Annotated in this window: 18 protein-coding genes; 7 read left to right on the top strand and 11 right to left on the bottom strand. The window is 70.0% G+C overall.

Annotated features, from left to right (window positions below; genetic code table 11):
• Positions 1 to 15: 15 nt before the first annotated feature.
• Together AC07UK_RS11840 and AC07UK_RS11835 are read right to left on the bottom strand one after the other, a co-directional pair.
• Positions 16 to 4,164, bottom strand: coding sequence for a translocation/assembly module TamB domain-containing protein (locus AC07UK_RS11840; protein WP_494686771.1), 4,149 nt, complete (start codon positions 4,162 to 4,164; stop codon positions 16 to 18).
• 40 nt (positions 4,165 to 4,204) lie between these two features.
• Entirely contained in the window at positions 4,205 to 6,007 is a 1,803-nt protein-coding gene (locus tag AC07UK_RS11835) for an autotransporter assembly complex protein TamA (RefSeq protein ID WP_494686772.1), read from the bottom strand.
• A gap of 166 nt (positions 6,008 to 6,173) precedes the next feature.
• Between AC07UK_RS11835 and AC07UK_RS11830 the strand changes: the two genes are divergently transcribed.
• The 3 genes from AC07UK_RS11830 to panC all read left to right on the top strand — a co-directional run bounded on the left by AC07UK_RS11830 (position 6,174) and on the right by panC (position 8,341).
• Positions 6,174 to 6,365: a DUF3460 family protein gene (locus tag AC07UK_RS11830; RefSeq protein WP_013957793.1), complete on the top strand. Its 192-nt coding sequence runs from the start codon at positions 6,174 to 6,176 to the stop codon at positions 6,363 to 6,365.
• A 31-nt stretch (positions 6,366 to 6,396) separates the two neighbouring features.
• Entirely contained in the window at positions 6,397 to 7,290 is an 894-nt protein-coding gene (locus AC07UK_RS11825) for a segregation and condensation protein A (protein ID WP_436222485.1), read from the top strand.
• A 202-nt stretch (positions 7,291 to 7,492) separates the two neighbouring features.
• The gene (gene panC / locus AC07UK_RS11820) at positions 7,493 to 8,341 is read left to right on the top strand and encodes a pantoate--beta-alanine ligase (RefSeq protein WP_436222486.1); all 849 of its coding nucleotides are present in this window, start codon (positions 7,493 to 7,495) and stop codon (positions 8,339 to 8,341) included.
• A gap of 62 nt (positions 8,342 to 8,403) precedes the next feature.
• Here panC and AC07UK_RS11815 read toward each other — a convergent pair whose 3' ends face one another.
• Both AC07UK_RS11815 and AC07UK_RS11810 read right to left on the bottom strand, forming a co-directional pair.
• Positions 8,404 to 9,597 carry a PepSY-associated TM helix domain-containing protein gene (locus AC07UK_RS11815; protein WP_436222487.1) on the bottom strand — a complete coding sequence of 398 codons (1,194 nt, stop codon included), beginning with the start codon at positions 9,595 to 9,597 and terminating at the stop codon, positions 8,404 to 8,406.
• A 132-nt stretch (positions 9,598 to 9,729) separates the two neighbouring features.
• Positions 9,730 to 11,250, bottom strand: a complete 1,521-nt coding sequence (locus AC07UK_RS11810) for a cobyric acid synthase (protein ID WP_494686773.1) — start codon at positions 11,248 to 11,250, stop codon at positions 9,730 to 9,732.
• A 41-nt stretch (positions 11,251 to 11,291) separates the two neighbouring features.
• Between AC07UK_RS11810 and cobU the strand changes: the two genes are divergently transcribed.
• Genes cobU through AC07UK_RS11790 form a run of 4 tightly spaced genes read left to right on the top strand, consistent with a single transcriptional unit; the run spans position 11,292 to position 14,895 of the window.
• Complete coding sequence (cobU, locus tag AC07UK_RS11805) at positions 11,292 to 11,987, top strand: bifunctional adenosylcobinamide kinase/adenosylcobinamide-phosphate guanylyltransferase (RefSeq protein WP_436223103.1); 696 nt, start codon at positions 11,292 to 11,294, stop codon at positions 11,985 to 11,987.
• Positions 11,981 to 12,955: an adenosylcobinamide-phosphate synthase CbiB gene (cbiB, locus tag AC07UK_RS11800; protein WP_494686774.1), complete on the top strand. Its 975-nt coding sequence runs from the start codon at positions 11,981 to 11,983 to the stop codon at positions 12,953 to 12,955. Before cobU ends, cbiB begins: the two co-directional genes overlap by 7 nt.
• A complete protein-coding gene (cobD, locus tag AC07UK_RS11795; RefSeq protein ID WP_494686775.1) occupies positions 12,952 to 13,971 on the top strand; it encodes a threonine-phosphate decarboxylase CobD in 1,020 nt (339 codons plus the stop codon). Before cbiB ends, cobD begins: the two co-directional genes overlap by 4 nt.
• Before the next feature lie 18 nt (positions 13,972 to 13,989).
• Entirely contained in the window at positions 13,990 to 14,895 is a 906-nt protein-coding gene (locus AC07UK_RS11790) for a cobalamin-binding protein (protein ID WP_494686776.1), read from the top strand.
• On the opposite strand, the gene AC07UK_RS11785 is transcribed toward AC07UK_RS11790, so the two are convergent.
• The 7 genes from AC07UK_RS11785 to AC07UK_RS11755 are packed head-to-tail and all read right to left on the bottom strand — an operon-like array spanning position 14,896 to position 21,748.
• Positions 14,896 to 15,477 (bottom strand): histidine phosphatase family protein, encoded by a 582-nt coding sequence (locus AC07UK_RS11785; RefSeq protein WP_114132891.1) that lies wholly within the window; start codon positions 15,475 to 15,477, stop codon positions 14,896 to 14,898.
• On the bottom strand, positions 15,462 to 16,286 hold the full coding sequence (locus AC07UK_RS11780) for an adenosylcobinamide-GDP ribazoletransferase (protein WP_114132890.1): 825 nt from the start codon (positions 16,284 to 16,286) through the stop codon (positions 15,462 to 15,464). The genes AC07UK_RS11785 and AC07UK_RS11780 overlap by 16 nt, the downstream gene beginning before the upstream one ends.
• On the bottom strand, positions 16,283 to 17,323 hold the full coding sequence (cobT, locus tag AC07UK_RS11775) for a nicotinate-nucleotide--dimethylbenzimidazole phosphoribosyltransferase (RefSeq protein WP_114132889.1): 1,041 nt from the start codon (positions 17,321 to 17,323) through the stop codon (positions 16,283 to 16,285). The genes AC07UK_RS11780 and cobT overlap by 4 nt, the downstream gene beginning before the upstream one ends.
• A 33-nt stretch (positions 17,324 to 17,356) precedes the next feature.
• Positions 17,357 to 17,989 (bottom strand): cob(I)yrinic acid a,c-diamide adenosyltransferase, encoded by a 633-nt coding sequence (cobO, locus tag AC07UK_RS11770; RefSeq protein WP_035823511.1) that lies wholly within the window; start codon positions 17,987 to 17,989, stop codon positions 17,357 to 17,359.
• Positions 17,982 to 18,824 (bottom strand): ABC transporter ATP-binding protein, encoded by an 843-nt coding sequence (locus AC07UK_RS11765; protein WP_114132888.1) that lies wholly within the window; start codon positions 18,822 to 18,824, stop codon positions 17,982 to 17,984. Before AC07UK_RS11765 ends, cobO begins: the two co-directional genes overlap by 8 nt.
• Positions 18,821 to 19,828, bottom strand: coding sequence for a FecCD family ABC transporter permease (locus AC07UK_RS11760; protein WP_114132887.1), 1,008 nt, complete (start codon positions 19,826 to 19,828; stop codon positions 18,821 to 18,823). The genes AC07UK_RS11765 and AC07UK_RS11760 overlap by 4 nt, the downstream gene beginning before the upstream one ends.
• A gap of 15 nt (positions 19,829 to 19,843) precedes the next feature.
• A complete protein-coding gene (locus tag AC07UK_RS11755; RefSeq protein WP_494686777.1) occupies positions 19,844 to 21,748 on the bottom strand; it encodes a TonB-dependent receptor domain-containing protein in 1,905 nt (634 codons plus the stop codon).
• Between the last annotated feature and the right edge of the window lie 569 nt (positions 21,749 to 22,317).

Raw genomic sequence — 22,317 nt, 5'->3', positions numbered from 1 at the left:
TTGGAGGGGCGCCCGTCAGCGGCGCACGGGTTCGGCGACGGCTGCCGAGGCTGCCTGTGCCGCGCTGTCGGGACTGGTTGGCTGGCTCTCATCCTGCTGGCTCCTTCTGGTGTCGCTGCGACCCGAGGTCCCGCTGAACAGGTTCGCCCAGCTGTCGAAGCGGCGGTTGAACAAGACCGACAAACCGTTGATGGACCCGCCCTTGGCAATCAGCGACCAGCGCCGCGAGAACTGCCAGGTCAGCTTCACCACGTTCGAGGCCGATGTCAGGCTCTGCTCATAGCCGACCGACATACGGTCGGTAATGGCCTTGCCCATGCTGACCACCTGCTGGTCATTGAGACCCGCGGTACTGGGCCCGATCGAGAATTCGTCGATGCCGAAATGCTGCACGATCCCCTTGCCGGCCTTGCCGCCGATCATGCCCAGCGCCGCGCCGCCCAGCGCGGCGCCACCCAGCGCGCGCTGCTGGCCGGCACCGGCGCTTTCCGCGCCGTAGCCGAACATCAGCCACGAGAGCTTATCCTCTTCCGGCACGTTGGGCTCCGACACCAGCCGCACGCGCGGCAGCCGCACCGTGCCGGTCACCTCCACGCCCGCCTCCACTTCCTGGTTGCGGCGCATGGCGCGGATGTTCATGTTCGGGTTGTCGATCGGGCCGTTGAAGTTGATGATGCCACGTTCGATATTGAGCTTGCGCCCGAACGCCTCGTAGGTGCCGTCGGTCACGCGCACCGTGCCGGTGGCCTTCATCGGTGCCAGGGGTTCGCTCTTGACCTCCATCTGGCCGGCCAGCAACAGGTCCGCGCCCGCGCCGCGGAAGCGGAAGTTGTTGCCCAGGTCCACGGTCAGGTCGATCACCGGGCTGAACTTGCTGGCCGGCTTGGTCTCCGGCGCCGGTGTGGCGGCAGTCTTCACGGCGCGCTGGTCCTTGCGCCGGATCACCACCACATCGTCGCCCAGCACCGGCGCGCCCGCCTTGGGCAGGTCGAACAGGCCGCGGTCGACGTGGATCTTGCCGCGGATCACGACCTGCTTGTTCTCGTTGGCGATGGTGGCATCGCCCGAGACCACCAGCGTGCGCTCGGGGCTGGCGAACAGCTGCAGCTTGTCGGCGACGATCTTGCCGGTCAGGTTGGGATCGGCCTCGCCCAGCTTGACGTTGCCGGTGGCCGTGATCTTGCCGTCGCCACCGTGGAATTCCACATGCTTGAGCTCGACCGTGTTCTGGTCCAGCACCACGCGCACGGTGCCGTCGGTCAGGCGCAGGCCCAGGTCGTACAGCGTGACGGCGAGGTTGTCGCCGTCGACGGTGCCGGTCAGCAGCGGCGCGCCGACCGTGCCGGCCAGGCGCATCGCCGCGGCCAGTTTGCCGTCGAAGGCGTACTGCGGGCCGGTCAGCGCTTCCAGCGATTTCAGGCGCGGCACGTCGACGGTGACCGTGCCGCCCAGGGTCGAGGCCGGGCCCAGGGTCTGCAGCCCCTGCTCCTGCACCAGTCCGGCGGAGGCGTCCACCACCACCTTGCCGATGCGGCCCGACACCATGCCGCCGCGCAGCGCGATGCGGTTGCCGCCGGCCTCGGCGCGCAGGCTGGTCTCGCCCAGGCCGAGCGTGGTGAAGCCCCGGCCGGCGTTGACCGACAGGTCGCCGCTGCGCCGGCGCAGTTCGGCGAACCCGGTCGCGGTCTCGGCCAGCGCCAGGTTCCAGCGGCCGTCGATGACCAGGTCGGAGCGCACCGGCGGCTTCTCGCCGGTGATGGTTTCCATCAGCTCCAGCACATGCCCCACCTGCAGGCCGTCCAGGCTGCCCGCGCTGCGGATGCGGCCGTGGTTCCAGTCCAGGCTGTCGATCACCAGCGTGGCGCGGTCCAGCAGCAGGCGCGCGGCGCCCAGGCGCACGCGCTGGTCGGCCACCTGCAGTTGCGTCGGCGCGGCCAGGCGCAGGTTGACGGTGCTGCGCTCTTCCAGCGTGCGAATGGTGCCGTTCCAGCCGTCCTTGCCCTTCCACGCGCCCTGCCCCGCCAGCGCCAGTTGCAAGGGCCGCTTGTGCAGGCTGCCAGCCGCCTTGACGTCGAAAGTGTGATTGGCCTGGGTGCCATTAAGCGTGGCATCGAGCGTGCTCAGGCTGGCCTGCGGGCCGCGGTAGTCGCGCGCGGCCAGCTGCACCGAGAGCGGGCCGTCCAGCCCGCCGCGCACCTCGGCGCGGCCGCTGGCAGTGGCCACCTTGTGCGGGCCCACTTCCAGCGCCTGCGCGTTGTAGTCGGCCACCACTTCGGGTTTCTTCAACGTGCCGGTGATGGTGGCGTCGAGCTTGAGCTTGCCGGCCACGCCAAACTTGAGCCGCTCCAGCTGCGGCGCATCGACCACCAGCTTGAGCGCATCGCCGCGCGCGCCGAAGCTGCCGCGCAGGTTGGCCTGGTTGCCGGCCATGCTCAGCGAGGCCTCGCTCGGCAAGAGCCGCTCGCCCGCCAGGCGCACCTTGCCGCCGCCGGTCATCGGCAGGCCCGCGTATTCGCTCTCATGCACGGCAAAATCCAGCGCCACGCCAAGCTCGGGCGCGATCTCGCCGGTCGCGGTGAAATCCGCATTGATGCGGCCGGCGGCAACCTTGGCCAGGCGCGAGGGATCGAACGAGGCCAGCTTGCCCTTGAAGCTGTACGGCTGCTTGTCCTTCAGGCCGAGCTTGCCTTCCGCGGTCAGCAAACCCGGCCCCACCGCGGCGCGCAGCGTGGCCAGCGTGACCGCCTCGGCATCGATGCTGGCATCGGCGAAAAGCTTGAGCGGCCCGCCCGACAGGTCCAGCGCCACGCTTTGCCGGCCCGGCTCCATCCGCACCACCACCGGGCCGGACAGGCTGGCGCTGGTCAGCGAGCCATGCAGCGCGGCCGGGTCCAGCCTGCGCACATCCAGGTCGAAACCGCCGCGGCCGCCGCGCAGCGAACCGCCGCCTGCGATCTCGGCCTTGCCGGCCAGCGCCACGCGCAGCTCCGAGACGGCCTGTGCCATCTCGCTCAGCTCGACATGGGCGCGCACCGACTGGACCGGCAGCCGCTCCTTGTCCAGCGGACCGGCTTCCAGGTTGTGGATCGCGATGTCGCCGGCGACCGCCAGCGGTGCGGGCGCCGGCGCGGCCGCAGGAGCGGATGCGGAGACCCCCGATGCCGCCGGGGGCGCCGACGCCGCCACGGCGCTGGCCGCCTGCGCGCCGGCACCAGCCGCCACGCCGCCCACCGGCCGCAGCTCGGCATGCACGGTCAGGTTGGCCTGTGGCGCCGACGGGCTGAACAGGCGCGGGTTGATGCGATCGCCATCGACCAGCAGGTGCGTGAACGGCACCTTGCCGAACGGCGTCAGGTCGACGCCGGCGCGCAGGTGGATGCGGTCGCCGCTGGCCTGCAGCTCGGCACGCAGCGCGTCCAGGTTGCCCTTGGCGGTGGCATTGACGGCAAAGACCTCATCCTGCCAGCTGCTTTCCAGCAAGGCTTCGGCGCTGAGCGCGAACGGGGCGCGTGCGCCCAGCTGGGCGTTGGCCGCCAGCTTGCCGTATGGTGTTTCCAGCTTGTCCACGCTGACGCGGTGGCGCTGGCCGTCGCTGTGCAGCGCGCCGGCCAGGTTGCTGAACACCATCGGCTCGGCCGTGGGCGCCGTGCCTTGCAGCAGCGACAGCCGCTCAAGCGTCAGGGAATCGACATCGATGGCCAGCGGCAGTTCGAGCGACGTGGGCTTCTGCATCGGCTCGATGCTCGGCTCCGACGGGCCGAGCTTCACTTCGGCCTTGCCGATGCGCAGCCACTGCACGTGCAGGCGCCGCGCCTGCCAGTTGAGCGCCCAGTTGCCATCCACGCGGTCCACCGCCACGCGCGTCTGGCCGCTGGCGAACACCACGTCGCGCAGGCGCAGGCCGTGCGTCACGGTGCCGCCTTCCAGCCGGCCGCTGAGCATGCCGGCCGACAGCCGCGTGGCCAGCGTCCACAGGTGGCGGGTGCCGGGTTCGGTGTGCAGCGCCGCCACGCCCGCCGCCACCAGCGCCACCATCAGCAGCAGCAGGATGCCGACCAGCCAGGCCAGCACGCGCCACAGCCGCCGGCGCTTGCGCGGCGCGGGCGGGGTCGGCGTCCGGGCCGAATCGCCGCCGGGCACCGAAGGCAGATCGTGGGCGCTCATGCCGGCATCCGGGTCAGGCGGGAAAGACAAGGGTGCCGCATCAGAACGCCACCCCCAGCGAGATATGCGGCCGGAACTGCTGCTGTTGGATGCCGTAGCCCAGGTCCAGCTGCAGCGGGCCCACCGGCGTGCGCCAGCGCACGCCGACGCCCACGCCGTTGTAGATGGTCACACCGTGCAGGTTGTCGGCGGCAGTGCCGAGATCCCAGAACACCGCCACGCCCCAGTCCGGCTTGAACCAGTACTGGTACTCCAGGCTGCCGGTGCCCAGGTACTTGGCCGGCAAGATGCTGGAGCCGCTGGGCGTGCCGATCGACTGGTAGCTGTAGCCGCGGATCGAATCGGTGCCGCCGGCGCGAAAGCGCAGCGTGGCCGGGATCTGGCTGGAGCTGTCGCCGGTCAGGTCGGCACCGAGTTCCAGCCGTGCCACCACCAGGTCGCGCTTGCCCACCGGTATGTACTGGCGGATACGGCCGTACAGCCGCAGGAAGGTGGCATCGCTGAGGAAACCCTTGGCGGCCACCCCGACCTGGGTGCTGATCACGTTGCCGCGGCGCGGGAACACGGGATTGTCGACGTCGCGCCGCGTCCACGCAAAGGCCGGCACCAGCGCCTTGCTGATCTGGGCGGCCTGGCCCTCCGGCAGCAGCTTGTCGTAGTAGAAATCCAGCGACGTCGTCACGTCGTACTTCTCGCGCGAGCGCGAGCGCTTCAGGCCCGCGCGCAGGCTGGTGGTGTCGGTGTTCTCGATGTCGATGGTGCGCTCGTAGCTGCTGTACACGCTGTTGCGGTAGTTGCCCGTGGACGGCGGCATCGCGGTCTCGGCGAACAGATAGGAGCGCTTCTGCTCCAGCCGCGCCTGCGAGTCGAAGGTCCAGGCGCGGTTGAACAGGTTGTAGTACGAATAGCGGCCTTCGATCTGCGCGCCGGTGTCGGTGGTAAAGCCCACGCCGCTGTTGAGCCGGTGCGCCGGATATTCGCGCACGCGCACCAGCACTGGCGAGCTCACCACGCCGTCAGCCGCCTTGTCGGCGTCCGGCGGCGGTTCCAGGTCGACCTGCACGTTGGAGAAGTACGGCTGGTTCTGGATCGCGCGCTGCAGTTCCAGCAGCCGCTCCACGCGGTACGGCTCGCCCTCGCTTAGCGGGTTGACGTTGTAGATGATCTGTTCCGGATAGCGGCGCGTGCCGGTCACCTTCAGCGGCCCCAGCAGGTAGGCCGGGCCGCTGGCGTAATGCGCGGACAAGTCCGCGCGCTGGTCGTCCGGCTCCACGCGCGCCTGCGACGCGGCCAGGCGCGCGCCGTAGTAGTTGTGGCTCTGCAGCGTGACCAGCGCGTCTTCCTTGGCCTTGTCCCAGTCGCCCTGCCGGAACGGCTCACCCACCGGCAGTCCCCACTTGGCCTGCATCTCGGACACCTGTTCGGGCGAGCGCGTGGCTGCCGGGCCCGTCACCTGGACGTCGACATTGCGGATCAGCGTGCGCGCGCCGGGGTCGACCATCACGTGGACCACGCGCTTGTCGCCCTCGCCTTCCACGCGGGTGGTGGTGGTCGGGTCGAAGTAGCCCTCGGTGGAGGTGAGCGCCCGCACCTGCTCGCCGGCGGTCTCGACCATATAGTCGAGCTGGTCCGGCGAGAGGTCGGCGCGGTCCTGGTAGCGTGCCAGGTCGAGATGCTCTTCCAGCATTTCGCGGATCGGCTTGGGTGCTTCGACTTCGACCTTGTAGGCGGCGCTGGCCGGGGCGGCCGCCAGCGCCAGCACCACGCCCAGCGCGGCCAGCACGCGAACGGCCACGCGCGCGCGGCCAGCGGAGTCAGCGGTAATAGCGGTGTCTTGCGGCATCGCCGATTGTCCACACATACAAAGTCGGTATTTGACCACACCCGGCCTTATGCCCGGAACTTTCCGGCCCCTGCACCCGGCCTGGATGCATTCCGGGGGGCCGATACTGTAAAATCGTGGCCCACTGCACCCATCTGGCGCCCGCGCGGGCGCATCACGGTTGAACATGGCCATCTACGAATCCGAAATCACCCAGTTCCTGAAGCAGCTCAAGCAAGAGCGCCCGACGCTGGAGGCCGAGCAGCGCGACGGCCGTGCCCTGCTGTGGGACAAGTCGCCGATCGACCTGGAAGAGCGCGCCCGCGCCGAAGCTTCGCGCGTGGCGCAGAAGCCATACGTCTACTCGCAGGACAACTGATTCCCGCCGCCCCCGCGAGCGCACGCCGCCCATGAGCGCAGGCGACCAGGACAAGCTGCCGCTGCCCGTCGAGCTGCCGGCCGTGGCCCCGGCCGTTGCCGCCGCCCCTGCCGGCCCCGCCGACATGGTCGACGGGATGGCCTTCGCGCGCCTGTATGGCGAGCCGCTGTTCAAGCTGCCGCAGGACCTGTACATCCCGCCGGACGCGCTCGAGATCTTCCTGGAAGCCTTCGAGGGCCCGCTGGATCTGCTGCTGTACCTGATCCGCAAGCAGAACTTCAATGTCCTCGACATCCCGATGTCGCAGGTCACCCGGCAGTACCTGTCCTACATCGAGCAGATCCGCAAGACCAACCTTGAGCTGGCGGCGGAATACCTGCTGATGGCGGCCATGCTGATCGAGATCAAGTCGCGCATGCTGCTGCCGGTCAAGAAGGCCGACAGCGACGATGAGGCCGAGGACCCGCGTGCCGAGCTGGTGCGCCGACTGCTGGAATACGAGCAGATGAAGCTGGCCGCGCAGCGCCTGGATACGGTGCCGCAGCTGGGCCGCGACTTCCTGCGCTCGCAGGTCTATATCGAGCAGAGCCTGGCGCCGCGCTTCCCCGAAGTGGAAACCGTGGACCTGCAGTCCGCCTGGGCCGATGTGCTCAAGCGCGCCAAGCTCAACCAGCACCACAAGATCTCGCGTGAGGAACTGTCGGTGCGCGAGCACATGAGCCAGATCCTGCGCCGGCTGCAGCACTCGCGCTTCATGGAATTCTCCGAACTGTTCGAGGACGCGGTGCGCTCCGGCAAGGGCGTGCCGGTGGTGGTGGTGAATTTTATCGCCATGCTGGAGCTGTCGCGCGAAGCACTGGTGGAGATCACCCAGGCCGAACCGTTCGCACCAATTTATGTGCGATTGGCGTACAGCCCGACCTGACCCACCCGCGGTGCGGGGTCCGGCCCCGTCCCACTTGTTCTACAATCCGCCGACAGCCGGCCCAACGGCCCACGGCGCAGGCCCGACGGCATGTGCCCGAAGGCCCCGCGCCCGACAGAAGGCCGAGACCGGTAGTCCATGTGCCGCCCCTCGATGGACCGGCGCCCGGGTCACACCTATCACGACCAGCACACCAAGGCAGATGAAAGTCATTTCCTCCATCCAAGAGCTGCGCGACCAACTGCGCGGCCAGAACCGCGCTGCCTTCGTCCCCACCATGGGCAACCTGCACGAAGGCCACCTGTCGCTGATGCGCCTGGCGCGCCAGCACGGCGACCCGGTGGTGGCATCGATCTTCGTGAACCGCCTGCAGTTCGGCCCGAATGAGGATTTCGACAAGTACCCGCGCACGCTGCAGGACGATATCGAGAAGCTGCAGCGGGAAGGCGTCTACGTGCTGTTCGCGCCGTCCGAGCGCGACATGTACCCCGAGCCGCAGGAATACCGCGTCGAGCCGCCGCATGACCTGGGCGACATCCTGGAAGGCGAGTTCCGCCCCGGCTTCTTCAAGGGCGTGTGCACAGTGGTGATGAAGCTGTTCTCGTGCGCGCAGCCGCGCGTGGCGGTGTTCGGCAAGAAGGACTACCAGCAGCTGATGATCGTGCGCCGCATGGTGCAGCAGTTTGCCCTGCCGATCGACATCATCCCCGCCGAGACCATACGTGCCGAAGACGGCCTGGCGCTGTCGTCGCGCAACCGCTACCTGGCCCCCGACGAGCGCGCCGAGGCGCCGGTGCTGTACCGCACGCTGCATGACGTGCGCGACACCGTGCTGGGCAGCGACCGCGCCGCGGCCGACCTGCTTGCGGTCGAGGCGAATGCGAAGGAATCGCTGGCCAGGCGCGGCTGGAAGCCTGACTACGTGTCGATCCGCAAGCGCGTCGACCTGCAGGCGCCGACGCGCGAGGAATTCCTCGCGGGCGAGCCGCTGGTGATCCTGACGGCTGCCAAGCTGGGCGCGACCCGGTTGATCGACAACCTGGAAATCTGAGCGGCGCCGCCGCGCCAGACAAAAAAAGCAGGCCGGCGGCCTTGGCCGGCGGCCTGCTTTTTTCATGCCCGGCGCATGCCGGAGCGTTGTGCGGCCTTCACCATATGCCGCTGATGGCCCCGCCGCCGCTTCCACCAGATCAGCACGCCGGTCACGGCAAACGCCAGCGGCGTCAGTCCGAACAGCGTGATGAAGACGCGCCCCGGCAGCCCGAAGGCCTCGCCGGTATGCAGCGGGAACAGCCAGTTCAGCAGCGTGTCGCCCGCCGGCGCCTCCTGCGGATCACGCACGCCCAGCGGCTTGCCGCTCCAGGCATCGAGCCATAGCCGCGTGGCACCGGTGTCCTTGCGCACCTCGCCGGGCTGGCGCAGCCGTACCTCGAACGCGTCGCCCGGCTTGCGCGGGAAGCTGATGCGGGTCACCTGCGCTTGCGGGTACTGGGCCTGCGCCGCCGCCATGATCTCGCCCACGCCCAGCTGCCGGGCCCCGGCAGGCGCCGGTGCCGAGACGTGCTTCACCGGCGGCGTCACGGTCATCACGCCCGCCACCATCGGTGTCACCCACTTCGGCAGGTTCAGGTACCAGCCGGAAAAGGCAATGATGGCCAGCACCGGCGCGGCCAGGATGCCGCCCGCGCGATGCAGCGAATAGTTGAAGCGCGACCATGAACCGCCGTGCGTGATGCGGAACGCCTGCACCACCGAGCGCAGCTTCATCTTGGGCCACCACACCGCCACGCCCACCAGCGTGGTCAGCAGCAGCAGCATGCCGGCCACGCCGGTGATGGTCTTGCCGGTATCGCCGCTAAGCAGGTAGCGATGCAGGTGGAACAGCGTGGGCAGCAGCAGCCGGCGCGACAGGCCCGCCTCGCCCCAGACCCGCTCGCCCTTCACTGCAAGCGTGACCGGATCGACCATCACCTGGCGTGAGCGGCCCGGCACCACGCCGTCGGGCCCCTTGACCGGGTACCAGGCGATAAAGACGCCGTCGGCATGGGCCGGCAGCATCAGCAGGTTGGGCTTGCCGTAGGGGGGCGCAGCCAGCCGCTCGGTCACTGCCTGGACCGTGGCCGGCGACACCGGCTCCGTCATCGGCGCGGACGCCACCAGCAGGTCAGGGTTGAGCCAGGCATCCAGTTCGTCGCGCCAGGCGATGGTCATGCCGGTCAGCCCCAACAGGACGAACAGCAGGCCAAGGCTCAGGCCGATATACAGGTGCAGTTTGACGAGGACGACGCGCAGGCGGCCGGTGACCATGAGGGGGCTGAAGTACGTTGAGCGGACGCTGCCATGCGTGGAATATGGCGCAAAAGCCACTTCCACGCAGAATGCAAATGCGAAAGATTCGCGATTCTAACAGGGCCCCGCCAGGCGGCCGTGCCGCATGCGTCAGCGCCGCAGCGGCGCCAGCATCGCATCCAGGTCCAGGTGTGCGGTCATGGTGTCGGCAAGCCGCTCGATCGATGCTTCGCGCAGTGCATCGAGGTCCACTGCCTGGGCGCCGTCCAGCCCCGCCCAGTGCAGCAGCGCCTGGCAGCCCGCGGGCTCGTCGAACAGGCCGTGGACATAGGTGGCCAGCACCTGGCCGTCGGCCGAGCGCGCGCCGTCGGGCCGCACCGTGCCGTCGCCGCGGTCGAGCCACAGGGCCGGCTGCTCAAGCCCCGCGCCCGTGGTGACGCCAAGGTGGATCTCATAGCCGCGCACCGGCGCACCGGCCTCATCCAGCGCCAGCCGGCCGCCGACCTGGCGCAGTTGCTTCTCTGCCGCCAGCGTGGTCTCGAAATCCAGCCAGCCCAGCCCCGCGCTGCTGCCGGCCGGGCCTTCGCGGCCATCGGGATCGTGCACCTGCCGCCCCAGCATCTGCATGCCGCCGCAGATCCCAATCAGCTTGCCGCCGTAGCGCAGGTGCCGGGCCAGCGCCGCGTCCCAGCCATTGGCCCGGATGAAGTCCAGGTCGCCGCGCACGTTCTTGCTGCCGGGCAGCACCACCAGGTCCGCGGGCGGGATCGGCATGCCGGGCCCGACAAACTGCAGGTCCACCTGCGGGTGCGCGCGCAGCGCGTCGAAGTCGGTATGGTTGGCGATGCGCGGCAGCACCGGCACGATCACGCGCAGGCGCTGCGCCGGCGTGCCTTCCTTGTCCGCTTGCGTGCCGATGATGGCGTCCTCGGCATCCAGATGCAGGCCGTGCAGGTAGGGCAGCACGCCGAACACCGGCTTGCCGGTGCGCGCGACCAGCCAGTCCAGTCCCGGCTCCAGCAGGCCGATATCGCCGCGGAAGCGGTTGATGATGAAGCCGGTCACGCGCGCGCGTTCGCTGTCGGACAGGCAATCGAGCGTGCCGACCAGGTGCGCAAACACGCCGCCGCGGTCGATGTCCGCCACCAGCACCACCGGGCAGTCGACGCGCTCGGCAAAGCCCATGTTGGCGATGTCGCGCTCGCGCAGGTTGATCTCGGCGGGGCTGCCGGCGCCCTCCACCAGCACCACCTCATAGGCCTGCGCCAGGCGCGTGTGCGACGCCAGCACGGCCTTCATCGCCTCGGGCTTGTAGGCATGGTAGGCGCGCGCATCCAGGTCCAGCCGCGCGCGGCCGTGGATGATCACCTGCGCGCCGGTGTCGCTGCTGGGCTTGAGCAGCACCGGGTTCATGTCGGTATGCGGTGCCAGCCGCGCGGCCTGTGCCTGCAGCGCCTGCGCGCGGCCGATCTCGCCGCCGTCGGCGGTGACCGCGCTGTTCAGCGCCATGTTCTGCGGCTTGAATGGCACCACGTGCGTGCCGGCACGCGCCAGCACCCGGCACAGGCCGGCAACGATGGTGCTCTTGCCGGCATCGGAAGTCGTGCCCTGGACCATCAGCGTGCCGCGCAGGGCACCCGGCGGCAGGGATTGCGAGGAGTCGGTCTGCATTGGCGGATTATCGCACCGGTGCCTGCAACACCCCCCGTGCGATGCCCGGATGCGGCGGCTACAATACGCGGATGGAAACCCCGGCCATCGCACCCGCCTCCGCCCCCGACACCGCCACCCAGCCGCGTGCCGCCGGCGGACACGGTAACCGCCAGCTCACCCTGGTGCTGGGCGGCGCGCGTTCCGGCAAGAGCCATTACGCCGAACAGCTCGCCACCGACCATGCCACCATCACCGGCGGCCCGGTCACCTACATTGCCACCGCGCACCAGGACCCGGCGCACGCCGACCAGGAACTCGAGGTCCGCATCGCCCTGCACCGCGCCCGCCGCCCCGCCGACTGGCGCCTGGTGGAAGAACCGGTGCACCTGGCCGATGCGCTCTACGCCAACGCGCGCCACGACGGCTGCATCCTGGTGGATTGCATGACGCTGTGGATGAACAACCTGATCTTCCCCGACGGCCGCACCTATCCTGAGCATGGCGTGATCACGCCGCCGGATGCCTTCACCGAGGAAATCGAAGCGCTGCTCACCGCGCTGCCCACGCTGCCGGGCCATGTGATCCTGGTCACGAACGAGATCGGCTTCGGCGTGATCCCGATGGGCGCCATCACCCGCTTCTATGTCGATGAACTGGGCCGCCTGAACCAGAAGCTGGCCGCCGCCGCCGACTGCGTGCGGCTGATGGTGGCAGGCATTCCGGTTGCGGTGAAGGGTGCCGATCCCACATGCTGATGCTGGCCTGGCCGGCATGCGTGGCAGCGGCACTGACGGGCGTTCTGCTGGACCGCTGGCTGGGCGAGCCGCGCCGCTGGCATCCGCTGGTGGGCTTCGGCCGCATCGCTGCCGCACTTGAGCGGCGGCTCAACCCTGCGCCGCAGCGCGGCGCGCCCTGGCGCCAGCGCCTTGCCGGTCTCGCCGGCTGGTGTGTGCTGGTGCTGGTGCCGGCAGCGCTCGCATGGTGGCTGGTCGACGCCGCGGCCAGCCTGCACCCGGTTGCCGCCCTGGCGCTGCATGCGGTGGCGCTGTACGCCGCACTCGGTGCGCGCAGCCTGCACCAGCATATCGCCCCGATCGCCGCCGCCCTTGCCGCGGCAGACCTGCCCGCCGCGCGCGCGCTGACCGCGCGCATCGTCTCGCGCGACACCACCGATGTCGATGCTGAAGCATTGGCCCGTGCCGCCTGCGAGTCCGCACTGGAAAACGGCAACGACGCGATCTTCGGGGCGCTGTTCTGGTTCCTGGTCGGCGGCGCGCCCGCCGTGATCGTGTTCCGGCTGGCCAATACGCTCGATGCGATGTGGGGCTACCGCACGCCGCGGCTGCTGTATTTCGGCTGGGCCGCGGCGCGCATCGACGACGGGCTCAACCTCGTGCCCGCGCGCCTGACCGCACTGTCCTATGCGCTGCTCGGCGCCACCGCGCAGGCGCTGCATTGCTGGCGCACGCAGGCCCCGGCATGGTCGAGTCCCAATGCCGGTCCCGTGATGGCCGCGGGCGCCGGTGCGGTAGGCGTGCAACTCGGCGGCCCGGCGCGCTATCACGGCGAGATCGAGCAACGCCCGCCGCTGGGCGCCGGCCCCGCGCCGCAAGCCGCGCACGTGATGGCCTGCCTGCGGCTGGTCGAGCGCGCCTTGTGGCTGTGGCTGGCGCTGGCAGGCGCCAGCGCGCTGGCCGTCCTGGCTGTTGCCACGCCGACATGAGCACCGCCCTGCCCCCGATCCGACATGGCGGCGACCTGCTTGCCGCGGTGCGCCGCTACGGCCGCCCCGCCGGCGACTGGCTCGACCTGTCCACTGGCATCAATCCCGACGGCTATCCGGTGCCGGCGCTGCCTGCGCAAGCGTGGCAACGGCTGCCGCAGGATGACGACGGACTGGCCGAGCTGGCCGCGCAGGCCTGCGGCGCGCCGCGGGCCTTGCCCGTCGCCGGCTCGCAGGCCGCCATCCGCACGCTGCCGGGTCTGCTGCGCCCGGGCCGCGTTGGCATCGCCGCGCTCGGCTACAGCGAATACGCGCCGGCCTTCGCTGCCGCGGGCCATGCGGTGGCGCCGCTGGATGAAGCGGATTTCACGCAGGCGGCGCTGGCCGACGAGCTTGACCATCTCGTCGTCGTGAACCCGAACAACCCGACTGGCCGCGTGCTGCCCGCCGCCACGCTGCTGCGCTGGCATGCCACGCTGGCGGCGCGCGGCGGCACGCTGCTGGTCGATGAAGCCTTTATCGACTGCCTGCCCGATGGCTCGGTGGCCGCGCACAGCGGCAAGGCCGGCCTGGTGGTGCTGCGCTCGATCGGCAAGTTCTATGGCCTGGCCGGGATCCGCTGCGGCTTCGTGCTGGCGCAGCCGGCACTGCTGGACGCGCTGCGCGAGCGCCTGGGCCACTGGACCGTATCGGGCCCGGCACGCGAAGTCGCGCGGCATGCGCTGGCCGACCACGGCTGGCAGGATGCCACCCGCGCGCGGCTGCAAGCAGGCGGCGCGAAGCTGGCCGCGCTGCTGGACCGCCATGGCCTGGCGCCGGTGATGCATGCGCTGTTCTGCTGGGTGCCGCATGACGACGCCGCGCGGTTGCACCACGCGCTCGCGCAACAAGGCGTCTGGACCCGCTACTTCGACGCTGCCGGCGGCTGCCCGCCGAGCCTGCGCCTGGGCCTGCCGCCGGACCAGCCACACGCCTGGCAGCGGCTGGACGCGGCACTGGCCGCGGCCACTGCCTGAACCACTTTCCCCGATCCCATGCTGAACCGCCTGACGCCCGTTATTGCTTCTACGCTGCTGCTGGCAGCCCTGCCCGCCGTCGCCGCGGTGTCTGCCGTCGACGACTCGGGCCAGACCGTGACGCTGGCGCAGCCCGCGCGCCGCGTGATCTCGCTGGCGCCGCACGTCACGGAAATGATCTTCGCGGCCGGCGGCGGCGAGCGCATCGTCGGCACGGTCAGCTACAGCGACTACCCGCCGCAGGCGCGCGAGATCGCGCGCGTGGGCGACAACAAGGCGCTGGACCTTGAGCGCATCGCCGCGCTCAAGCCGGACCTGATCGTGGTCTGGCGCCACGGCAATGCGCAGAAGCAGACCGACCGCCTGCGCGCGCTCGGCATCCCGCTGTTCTACAGCGAGCCGCGCCGGCTGGCAGCGATTCCTGAGAACATGGAGAAGCTCGGCACGCTGCTGGGCACCGAAGCCACCGCGCGGCGCGCTGCCGACGGCTTCCGCCAGCAGGTGGAGACGCTGCGCAAGACCTACGCGGCACGCCCGCCGGTGACGGTGTTCTACCAGGTCTGGCAGCAGCCGCTGATGACGCTCAACGGCCAGCACCTGGTCAGCGACATGCTGGCGCTGTGCGGCGGGCGCAACCTGTTCGCGGCCGAGACGCCGCTGGTGCCGACCGTGTCGGTCGAAGCGGTGATCGCGGGCAACCCGGAAGCGATGCTGACGGCGGGCATCGGCGCCACGCGCTCGGACCAGCCGCTGCCGGATTTCGAGATGTGGCGGCGCTGGAAGCAGGTCACGGCGGTGGCGCGCAACAACCTGTTCGTGATCGATGGCGACCTCGTCAACCGCGCCGGTCCACGCGTGGTGCAAGGCGCCGAGCTGATCTGCAAGGACCTCGACACGGCGCGCAAGCGCCGGCCCGCACGCTGATCAGGCGGCGCGGTTCCACCAGCCGAGCCGGACACCGCCCGGCCCCAGCGTGAAGCCGCAACTGGCACCGAAGCCCAGCTCCCACTTGACCGTCGCCGCCAGCGGCACGCCCAGCCAGTGCGCGGCCAGCATGCGCATCGGGCCGGCATGGCCGACCACCCACAGGCATTGCGCGCGGTCTTCCGCCAGCGTTGCGGCCCAGCCAGCAACCCGCGCCATCGCCTGCGCCGGCGCTTCGCCGCCATGCGGGCGCGCGTGCAGCAGGTCGGCCGCCCACTGGTCGAGCGCGGCGCGGTCGATCGCATCCCAGGCCACGCCCTCCCAGCTGCCGAAGTCGATTTCGCGCAGCCGGGGTTCGGTGTCGATGGCCGGCGCGCCGGCCGATAACGTCTGCACCAGCGCCTGCGCGGTGCCGAGCGCGCGCGCCAGCGGGCTGGCGACAATGCGATCTGGCGTGGGCAGGCCCGCGGCAATCCGTGCCGCCGCAGGCGTCAGCGGCGCCACCAGCGGCAGGTCGAGGCAGCCATAGCAGGTGCCCGCCGGCACCTGCGGCTGTGCATGGCGGATCAGGACCACATCCATGCCGCGGCCACCAGGTAGAGCAGGATCTCGGCGCACTGCTGGGCCATGCCCAGGCAGTCGCCGGTATAGCCGCCGATGCGGCGCACGAAGTAGCGGCCAAGCAGCAGGCGCAGACCCAGCAGCGCGGCCACTGCCGTCGCGCAGAACCACGGCGACACCAGCCACAGCGGCACCAGCCCGCACAGCAGCGCGAACGCCAGCCCCGCGCCGGCCAGCTTCTGCGCCACCGGCTTGGCCTTGCCTTCCGGGCGCACGTAGGTCAGCGTGGCCAGATAGCTGGCCGCCATCGCGCGGCTGGCGGCGTGCGCGGCGACGATCACCGCCAGCAGCACCATCAACCCGCCGCGCCCCGCAATCGCCACCAGCAACTGCCACTTGAGCAGCAGCGCCACCACCAGCGCGATCGCACCGAACGCGCCGATGCGCGAGTCATGCATGATGCGCAGCACGTCCTCGCGCTGCCACGCGCCGCCAAAGGCATCGACGCAATCGGCCAGGCCGTCTTCATGGAAGGCGCCGGTCAGCAGCAGCGTGGCGGCCATGCCCAGCAGCACTGCCACGCCGGGCGGCCACCACAGCATTGCGCCCCAGGTGACCAGCGCGCCCACGCCGCCCACCAGCAGCCCGACCAGCGGGAAGTAGCGCGCGGCGGCGTGCAGGTAATGCGGTTCGAATCCGGCCCAGCGCGCCAGCCAGCCTGGCAGCGGCACGCGCGTGAAGTAGCCCAGCGCCGTCAGGAAATAGCGCAGCTCGCCGGCCACGCCGGCGGAGCCGCCTTGTGCAGGCACCGGGTCGGACGGCACGCTCATGGCGAGGCGGTGCTGACGCCGGCGCCGCTGAAGGTCGCCATCTCGTTCAGGAACGCCGCCGCCGAGGCCAGCAACGGCCACGCCAGCGCGGCGCCGGTGCCCTCGCCCAGGCGCAGGTCCAGCGCCAGCAGCGGCGCGGCGCCGAACTGGTCCAGCAGCGCACGGTGGCCGCGCTCATGCGAGCAGTGCGTGAACACGCAGTACTGCAGCACGTTGGGGTCCAGGCGCTGCGCCACCAGCAGCGCGGCCGTGGCGATAAAGCCATCGACCAGGATCACCATGCGGCTCGCGGCGGCGGCCAGGAAGGCGCCTGCCATCATCGCGATCTCGAAGCCGCCGAAGGTGGCCAGCACATCCTGAGGCGCCTGCACATCGGCATGCAGCGCCAGCGCGCGCTCCAGCACCTCGCGCTTGCGCGCGAGGCCGGCATCGTCCAGCCCGGTGCCGCGCCCGATGCAGTCTGCCAGCGGCAGGCCGGTCAGCCGCTGCATCAGGCAGGCGGCCGCCGAGGTATTGGCAATGCCCATCTCGCCGAAGCCGATCACGTTGCAGCCCTGCTGCGCATGGCGCAGCACGCGCGCCATGCCGGCCGTCATCGCCGCGGCGGCCTGCTCCGGCGTCATCGCGGGTTCGACCGCGAAGTTGCGGGTGCCGTCGGCAATGCGGCAGTTGACTAGGCCCGGTGCCGCCGGCAGCGGCACGCGCACGCCCGCGTCGACGATCTCCAGCGCAATGCCGTGCTGGCGCGAGAACACATTGATCGCCGCGCCGCCAGCCAGGAAGTTGTGCACCATCTGCGCGGTGACCTCGGCCGGATAGGCGCTGACGCCGGCGTCGGCCACGCCATGGTCGGCGGCAAACACGATCACCGTCGGGCGCTGCAGCACCGGCCGCGCCGTGCCGAGGATCAGGCCCAGCTGCAGGGCCAGCGATTCCAGCCGGCCCAGTGCGCCGAGCGGCTTGGTCTTGTCGTCGATGGCGGCCTGCAACACGGGGCGCAGGGCATCGTCCAGGGGAGTGATTTCCGGAAACTGCATGATGCTTTGACCTTGTATTCCAAAAGGATGCGGCTACATTTCAACGCCGCGCTGCGCCTTGATGCCCTGCTGGAAGGCATGCTTGACCGGCGTCATGTCGGTGACGGTGTCGGCCGCCTCCACCAGCGCCGGCGGCGCGCCGCGGCCGGTGATGACCACGTGCTGCATCGGCGGGCGCGCGCGCAGGTCGGCAATGACCTGCTCCACATCAAGATAGTGCAGCTTGAGCGCGATGTTCAGTTCGTCGAACAGGACCAGGCCGATGCCGGGGTCGCGCAGCATGCCGCGCGCCACTTCCCAGGCAGCCTCGGCCTTGGCCACGTCGCGGGCGCGGTCCTGCGTTTCCCAGGTATAGCCCTCGCCCATCACGTGGAAGGCGCACTCGTCCGGGAAGCGGCGCAGGAACATCTCCTCGCCGGTGGGCTGCGCGCCCTTGATGAACTGGACCACGCCGGTGCGCATGCCGTGGCCGAGCGCGCGCACCACCATGCCGAAGCCCGAGCTGGACTTGCCCTTGCCATTGCCGGTGGTGATGACGATCACGCCGCGCTCGTCCTGCGCGGCGGCAATTTTGGCGTCGACGATTTCTTTCTTGCGCTCCATGCGCGCCTTGTGGCGGGCATCGCGGTCCGGGTCTTCTGCAGGCGGGTTCTGGGTATCAGTCATGATATGTGTCGGGTATGGGTGGGGCGGCGCCGTCGGGAATCAGCGCAGTATGCGCGCCGTCGGTGACGCTGACGATGGCGGTGCGCAGCGCGCGTGAGCAGTGTTCAGGGGTCAGCACCTGGGCGGCAGTGCCATGCAGCGTAGTGCCGTCTTCTGCCATCAGCAGGGCATGGGTGGCGTAGCGCAGCGCCAGCGTCAGGTCATGCAGGATCACCACGATGGCGTGGCGCCCGGCCCGGGCCAGCGCGGCCAGCTGTTCCAGCACCAGGATCTGGTGGCGCAGGTCCAGGTGCGAGACCGGTTCGTCCAGCAGCAGCAGCGGCGCCTGCTGCGCCAGCGCCGCGGCCAGCGAGGCGCGCTGGCGCTCGCCGCCGGACAGGGTCAGCACATCGCGCGCGGCCAGCGCCTCAATATCCATCGCTCGGATCACTTCGTGCACGATGCGGTCATCCTCGCGCCCGGTCCAGCCCCAGCCGGACAGGTGCGGATGCCGCCCCACGCGCACGGCATCCTGCACCGACATCGAGAAGGTGTCATGCACGGCCTGCGGCAGGTAGGCGCGCTGGCGCGCCAGCACCGCCGGCGCGATCTGCGCCGCCGCGGTGCCGTCGATCTCCGCGCTGCCGCCATCGGCGTGGCGCAGGCCGGCCAGCACCGTCATCAGCGTGGACTTGCCGGCACCGTTGGGCCCGGCAATGCACCATAGCTGCCCCGCGCCGATGGTCATCGTCAGGCGATCCACCAGCACGCGCTGTCCAGTACGCAGCCGCACATCGCGCAGCGCAAGCTGCGGACAGGCGGTGAGCGGATGGGACCAGTGCGGGCCTTGGCTCATCGCGGCCTCCGCAGCAGCAGGTAGAGGAAGGTCGGCACGCCCAGCAGCCCGGTGATCACACCCACCGGCAGCTGCGCGGGCGCAATCACAGTGCGTGCGATCAGGTCGGCGGCCATCAAGAGCGCGCCGCCCAGCAGCGTGGCGGCCGGCAGCAGCAGGCGCTGGTCGTTGCCCCAGGCGAGGCGCACCAGGTGCGGCACCACCAGCCCGACAAAGCCGATCGAGCCGGCCGTGGTGATGGCCGCGGCAATGCACAGCGACGCCAGCAGGAAGGTCGCCAGCCGCACGCGGCCCACGCGCACGCCCAGCGACTGCGCCACGGTTTCGCCCAGCAGCATCACGTTGAGCGCGCGCGCCATCGGCATGGCCAGCAGCAGCGCCACCACCAGCATGGCCAGCGCGCCGCCGTAGGCGGCGGTGCCGCTCAGGTCGCCGGTCAGCCAGAACAGCATGCCGCGCAGGCGCGATTCCGGCGCGATGGAAAGGATCAGGGTAATGACCGCGCCCCAGCCCGCGGCCAGGATCACGCCGGTCAGCAACAGCCGGGCGCCCGCCTCGCGGTGGCCGCCCTGCACCTGCGGATGCAGCAGGTCGCGCCGCGCCAGCGACGCCACCAGCACCATCGCCCCCAGTGCACCGGCGGCGGCGGCGGCTTGCACGCCCCACCACGGCGCCAGCAGCAGCATGGCCAGCAGCGCGGCGGTGGAGGCGCCGCCCGATACGCCCAGCACATAGGGCTCGGCCAGCGGGTTGCGCAGCAGCACCTGCATCAGCGCGCCGGACAGGGCCAGCAGCCCGCCGCAGGCAAACGCCGCCGCCGCGCGCGGCAGCCGCAGTTCGCGCACGATCGCTGCGGCGGTGCCGGTGTCGGTTCCGCTGAGCGCTAGCCAGAGCTCGCGCGCATCGAGTGACACGCTGCCCAGCGCCAGCGACAACGCGAACGCCAGCAGCGCCGCGAGCGCCAGCACCAGCCAGATCGCCAGGGCGCGCCGGAACTCAGACATGGCGCGCCCGTGCGCTCATCGCTGGCGCCAGCCCAGCGTGATGAAGCCCGCGCGCCCCTGCGTGTTGTAGGGGTAGGCGAGCTGGTAATCCTTGTCGAACAGGTTTTCGACGCGGGCGGCGATGAACCATTGCTTGTCGATGTTGTAGCGGGCGTTTAGGTTGACGATACCGTATCCGCCCAGCCGGCGCGAGCCGGCATCCATGCGCGACGACGACACCAGCCATTCGCCGCCGAAGCGCCAGTTGCCGAAATCACGGCCAACGTCGAGCGCGGCATGGCGGCGCGCGCGGCGCAGCAGCTGGGTGTTGGTCTGCTCGTCGACCGGGTTCTGGAAGGTCACGCTGGCGCCGAAGTCGGTGCCATACACGCTGGCGCGCCACGAAGCCTCGATGCCCTGCACCTTGGCCTTGTTGACGTTCTGCGCCAGGAACATGCCGTTGGGCTGCTGCGCCGACACGATCAGGTCGTCGTAGCGCGTCTCGAAGGCGGTCACGCGCAGCAAACCGGCGCTGGCGGTGGCGTACTGCACGCCGGCCTCGACCGACTTGGCACGTTCCGGCTGCAGGTTTGGCTGGCCGAAGTTGGGGAAGTACAGTTCGTTGAAGGTCGGCGCGCGGAAGGCATTGCTGACGCTGGCGATCAGCTTGAGCGCATCGGTCACGTAGTAGCCGTAGCCGGCGCGGAAGCTGCCCTGGTTGCCGAAGTCGGAATAGTGGTCGTTGCGCGCGTTGAGCTGCAGCTGGTGCTTGCCGATACGCCCGTCATAGCCGCCGAACACCGAGAACACATTGCGCGTGGGCGCGCCGTAGGCGCTGGAGTCCAGCTCCTGCTGCAGGTAGTCGGTGCCGAACAGCAGCGTGTGGTTGGCGGCCAGCGCATACTCGTTCTGCCAGTTGAACTGGCGGTTGCGGGTATTGAAGGTGCCGTTGGGCCTGCCGTTGAGGAAGGTGTCGCTGCGGTCCTCGCTCTGCGACAGCTTGAAATGGGTGGACCAGTCCGCCCCCACCTTGCCGTTGACGAAGGCCGACAGCGTGTACAGCTCGCTGTTGGTCCGGTTGTCGTCGGTCGGGCGGCCGAAGGCGCTGTCGAACGACAGCTTGCTCTTCGAGTAATAGCCGGTGAAGCCCGCGTCCCAGTCCGGCGCGAAGCGGTGCTTGACCTGGCCCGACACGCTCTGGTTCTCGTACGGGTTGTCGTTGGGATTGGCGCGCGGCGCCTGCTTCGTGTTGATCGACGAGAAGCCGTCGGTCTTGAACGCCGAGCCGGTCAGGTTGAACGAGGTATCGCCGACCTGGCCGCCATAGCCGACCGTGCCCTGGCGCGTGTTGTTGCTGCCGTACTCCACCTGCGCATTGGCCGCCGGCGCCTGGCCCGCGCCGCTCTTGGTGAAGATCTGCACCACGCCGCCGATGGCGTCCGAGCCGTACAGCGCCGACACATTGCCGCGCACCACCTCGATGCGCTCGATCTGGTCGGGCAGGATATTGGCCAGCTGCGCGGTGCCGCTGCTCACGGACGATACCCGCACGCCGTCGATCAGGATCAGCGTCTGGTTGGAGTTGGCGCCGCGCATGAACAGCGTGGTGTTGGTGCCCATGCCGCCATTGGCCGAGAACTCCACGCCGGCCTGGTTGCGCAGCAGCGTGCGCAGGTCGGGCGCCTGCGAGTTGACGATGTCCTGCTGCGTCACAACCGTGGTGTGAGGCAGCGCCTCGGTAATGGCTTGCGCGGTACGGGTGGAGGTGACCACCACCGGCGCAAGCTGCGTGGTGTGGCTATCGGGGCCGCTGTCGGCCGCTTGCGCGAACGAAGTGGCCGGAACCAGGGTGAACGAGGCGATGGCCGCCAGGATGGCGGGCACGGACGGACGCACCGCCGGGATTGCCGGGCGGGTCGACCTGTGGAGCGATGAACGCATGATGCAGGACTGGATAGGAACGGCCGGGCCCGTTCCCCCGCGGACCATATGGCGATGAGGCGTGCCGCGCACGGGCGGCAGCCCGCGTTCAGGCCGGTATCCGGGCTGGCGACACTGGGCCGGCGCCTTCCCGAACCTGCGGTTCAGTGGCGTGTGGCCGGTCCTGCGGTGCGTGTGGCCGGGAATGGGATCCGGCCTTGCCAGCGTCGTTGCCGGCAGGCTGGCTGTCGGCGATGTCGGGGTCTGGCAGATGCGCACCGCGGTCGCTTACCGTTGCGGGGGCAGCACAGGTTGGCCTGTCCGGCGCGCAGCCGGCCCGGCTCCCTGTTTCCCGTTGAACTGCCCTTTCGCCAGGGACGAAAAGGGCGAGCACCTGGAACGTGCGCGAGTCTAGGGCGTTTCGCCCCCCGCGTCAACGCGGCTGCCAGTAGTGCTTTGTCACAACTCTGGTGGCGTTTTAGGTGCAGAAGCCTGCAACTTCCACGCGGGTCGCCGGTCACAAACCCTTTCCTCCGCATTGTGCAAGCCGGCGCATCGGCTAGAATCGCGATACCTGACACCACTCCCAT

This window comes from Cupriavidus sp. GW821-FHT07C08 (assembly GCF_059419025.1).
The sequence above is the reverse complement of the archived record's forward strand: the minus strand, read 5'-3'. Positions and strand labels throughout refer to the sequence as shown.

What these genes read in the sequence shown, in the direction of transcription:
- AC07UK_RS11840 (WP_494686771.1), bottom strand. Translation starts at nt 4,164, where the DNA reads ATGAGCGCCCACGATCTGCCTTCGGTGCCCGGCGGCGATTCGGCCCGG.
- AC07UK_RS11835 (WP_494686772.1), bottom strand. Translation starts at nt 6,007, where the DNA reads ATGCCGCAAGACACCGCTATTACCGCTGACTCCGCTGGCCGCGCGCGC.
- AC07UK_RS11830 (WP_013957793.1), top strand. Translation starts at nt 6,174, where the DNA reads ATGGCCATCTACGAATCCGAAATCACCCAGTTCCTGAAGCAGCTCAAG.
- AC07UK_RS11825 (WP_436222485.1), top strand. Translation starts at nt 6,397, where the DNA reads ATGAGCGCAGGCGACCAGGACAAGCTGCCGCTGCCCGTCGAGCTGCCG.
- panC (WP_436222486.1), top strand. Translation starts at nt 7,493, where the DNA reads ATGAAAGTCATTTCCTCCATCCAAGAGCTGCGCGACCAACTGCGCGGC.
- AC07UK_RS11815 (WP_436222487.1), bottom strand. Translation starts at nt 9,597, where the DNA reads ATGGTCACCGGCCGCCTGCGCGTCGTCCTCGTCAAACTGCACCTGTAT.
- AC07UK_RS11810 (WP_494686773.1), bottom strand. Translation starts at nt 11,250, where the DNA reads ATGCAGACCGACTCCTCGCAATCCCTGCCGCCGGGTGCCCTGCGCGGC.
- cobU (WP_436223103.1), top strand. Translation starts at nt 11,292, where the DNA reads ATGCCCGGATGCGGCGGCTACAATACGCGGATGGAAACCCCGGCCATC.
- cbiB (WP_494686774.1), top strand. Translation starts at nt 11,981, where the DNA reads ATGCTGATGCTGGCCTGGCCGGCATGCGTGGCAGCGGCACTGACGGGC.
- cobD (WP_494686775.1), top strand. Translation starts at nt 12,952, where the DNA reads ATGAGCACCGCCCTGCCCCCGATCCGACATGGCGGCGACCTGCTTGCC.
- AC07UK_RS11790 (WP_494686776.1), top strand. Translation starts at nt 13,990, where the DNA reads ATGCTGAACCGCCTGACGCCCGTTATTGCTTCTACGCTGCTGCTGGCA.
- AC07UK_RS11785 (WP_114132891.1), bottom strand. Translation starts at nt 15,477, where the DNA reads ATGGATGTGGTCCTGATCCGCCATGCACAGCCGCAGGTGCCGGCGGGC.
- AC07UK_RS11780 (WP_114132890.1), bottom strand. Translation starts at nt 16,286, where the DNA reads ATGAGCGTGCCGTCCGACCCGGTGCCTGCACAAGGCGGCTCCGCCGGC.
- cobT (WP_114132889.1), bottom strand. Translation starts at nt 17,323, where the DNA reads ATGCAGTTTCCGGAAATCACTCCCCTGGACGATGCCCTGCGCCCCGTG.
- cobO (WP_035823511.1), bottom strand. Translation starts at nt 17,989, where the DNA reads ATGACTGATACCCAGAACCCGCCTGCAGAAGACCCGGACCGCGATGCC.
- AC07UK_RS11765 (WP_114132888.1), bottom strand. Translation starts at nt 18,824, where the DNA reads ATGAGCCAAGGCCCGCACTGGTCCCATCCGCTCACCGCCTGTCCGCAG.
- AC07UK_RS11760 (WP_114132887.1), bottom strand. Translation starts at nt 19,828, where the DNA reads ATGTCTGAGTTCCGGCGCGCCCTGGCGATCTGGCTGGTGCTGGCGCTC.
- AC07UK_RS11755 (WP_494686777.1), bottom strand. Translation starts at nt 21,748, where the DNA reads ATGCGTTCATCGCTCCACAGGTCGACCCGCCCGGCAATCCCGGCGGTG.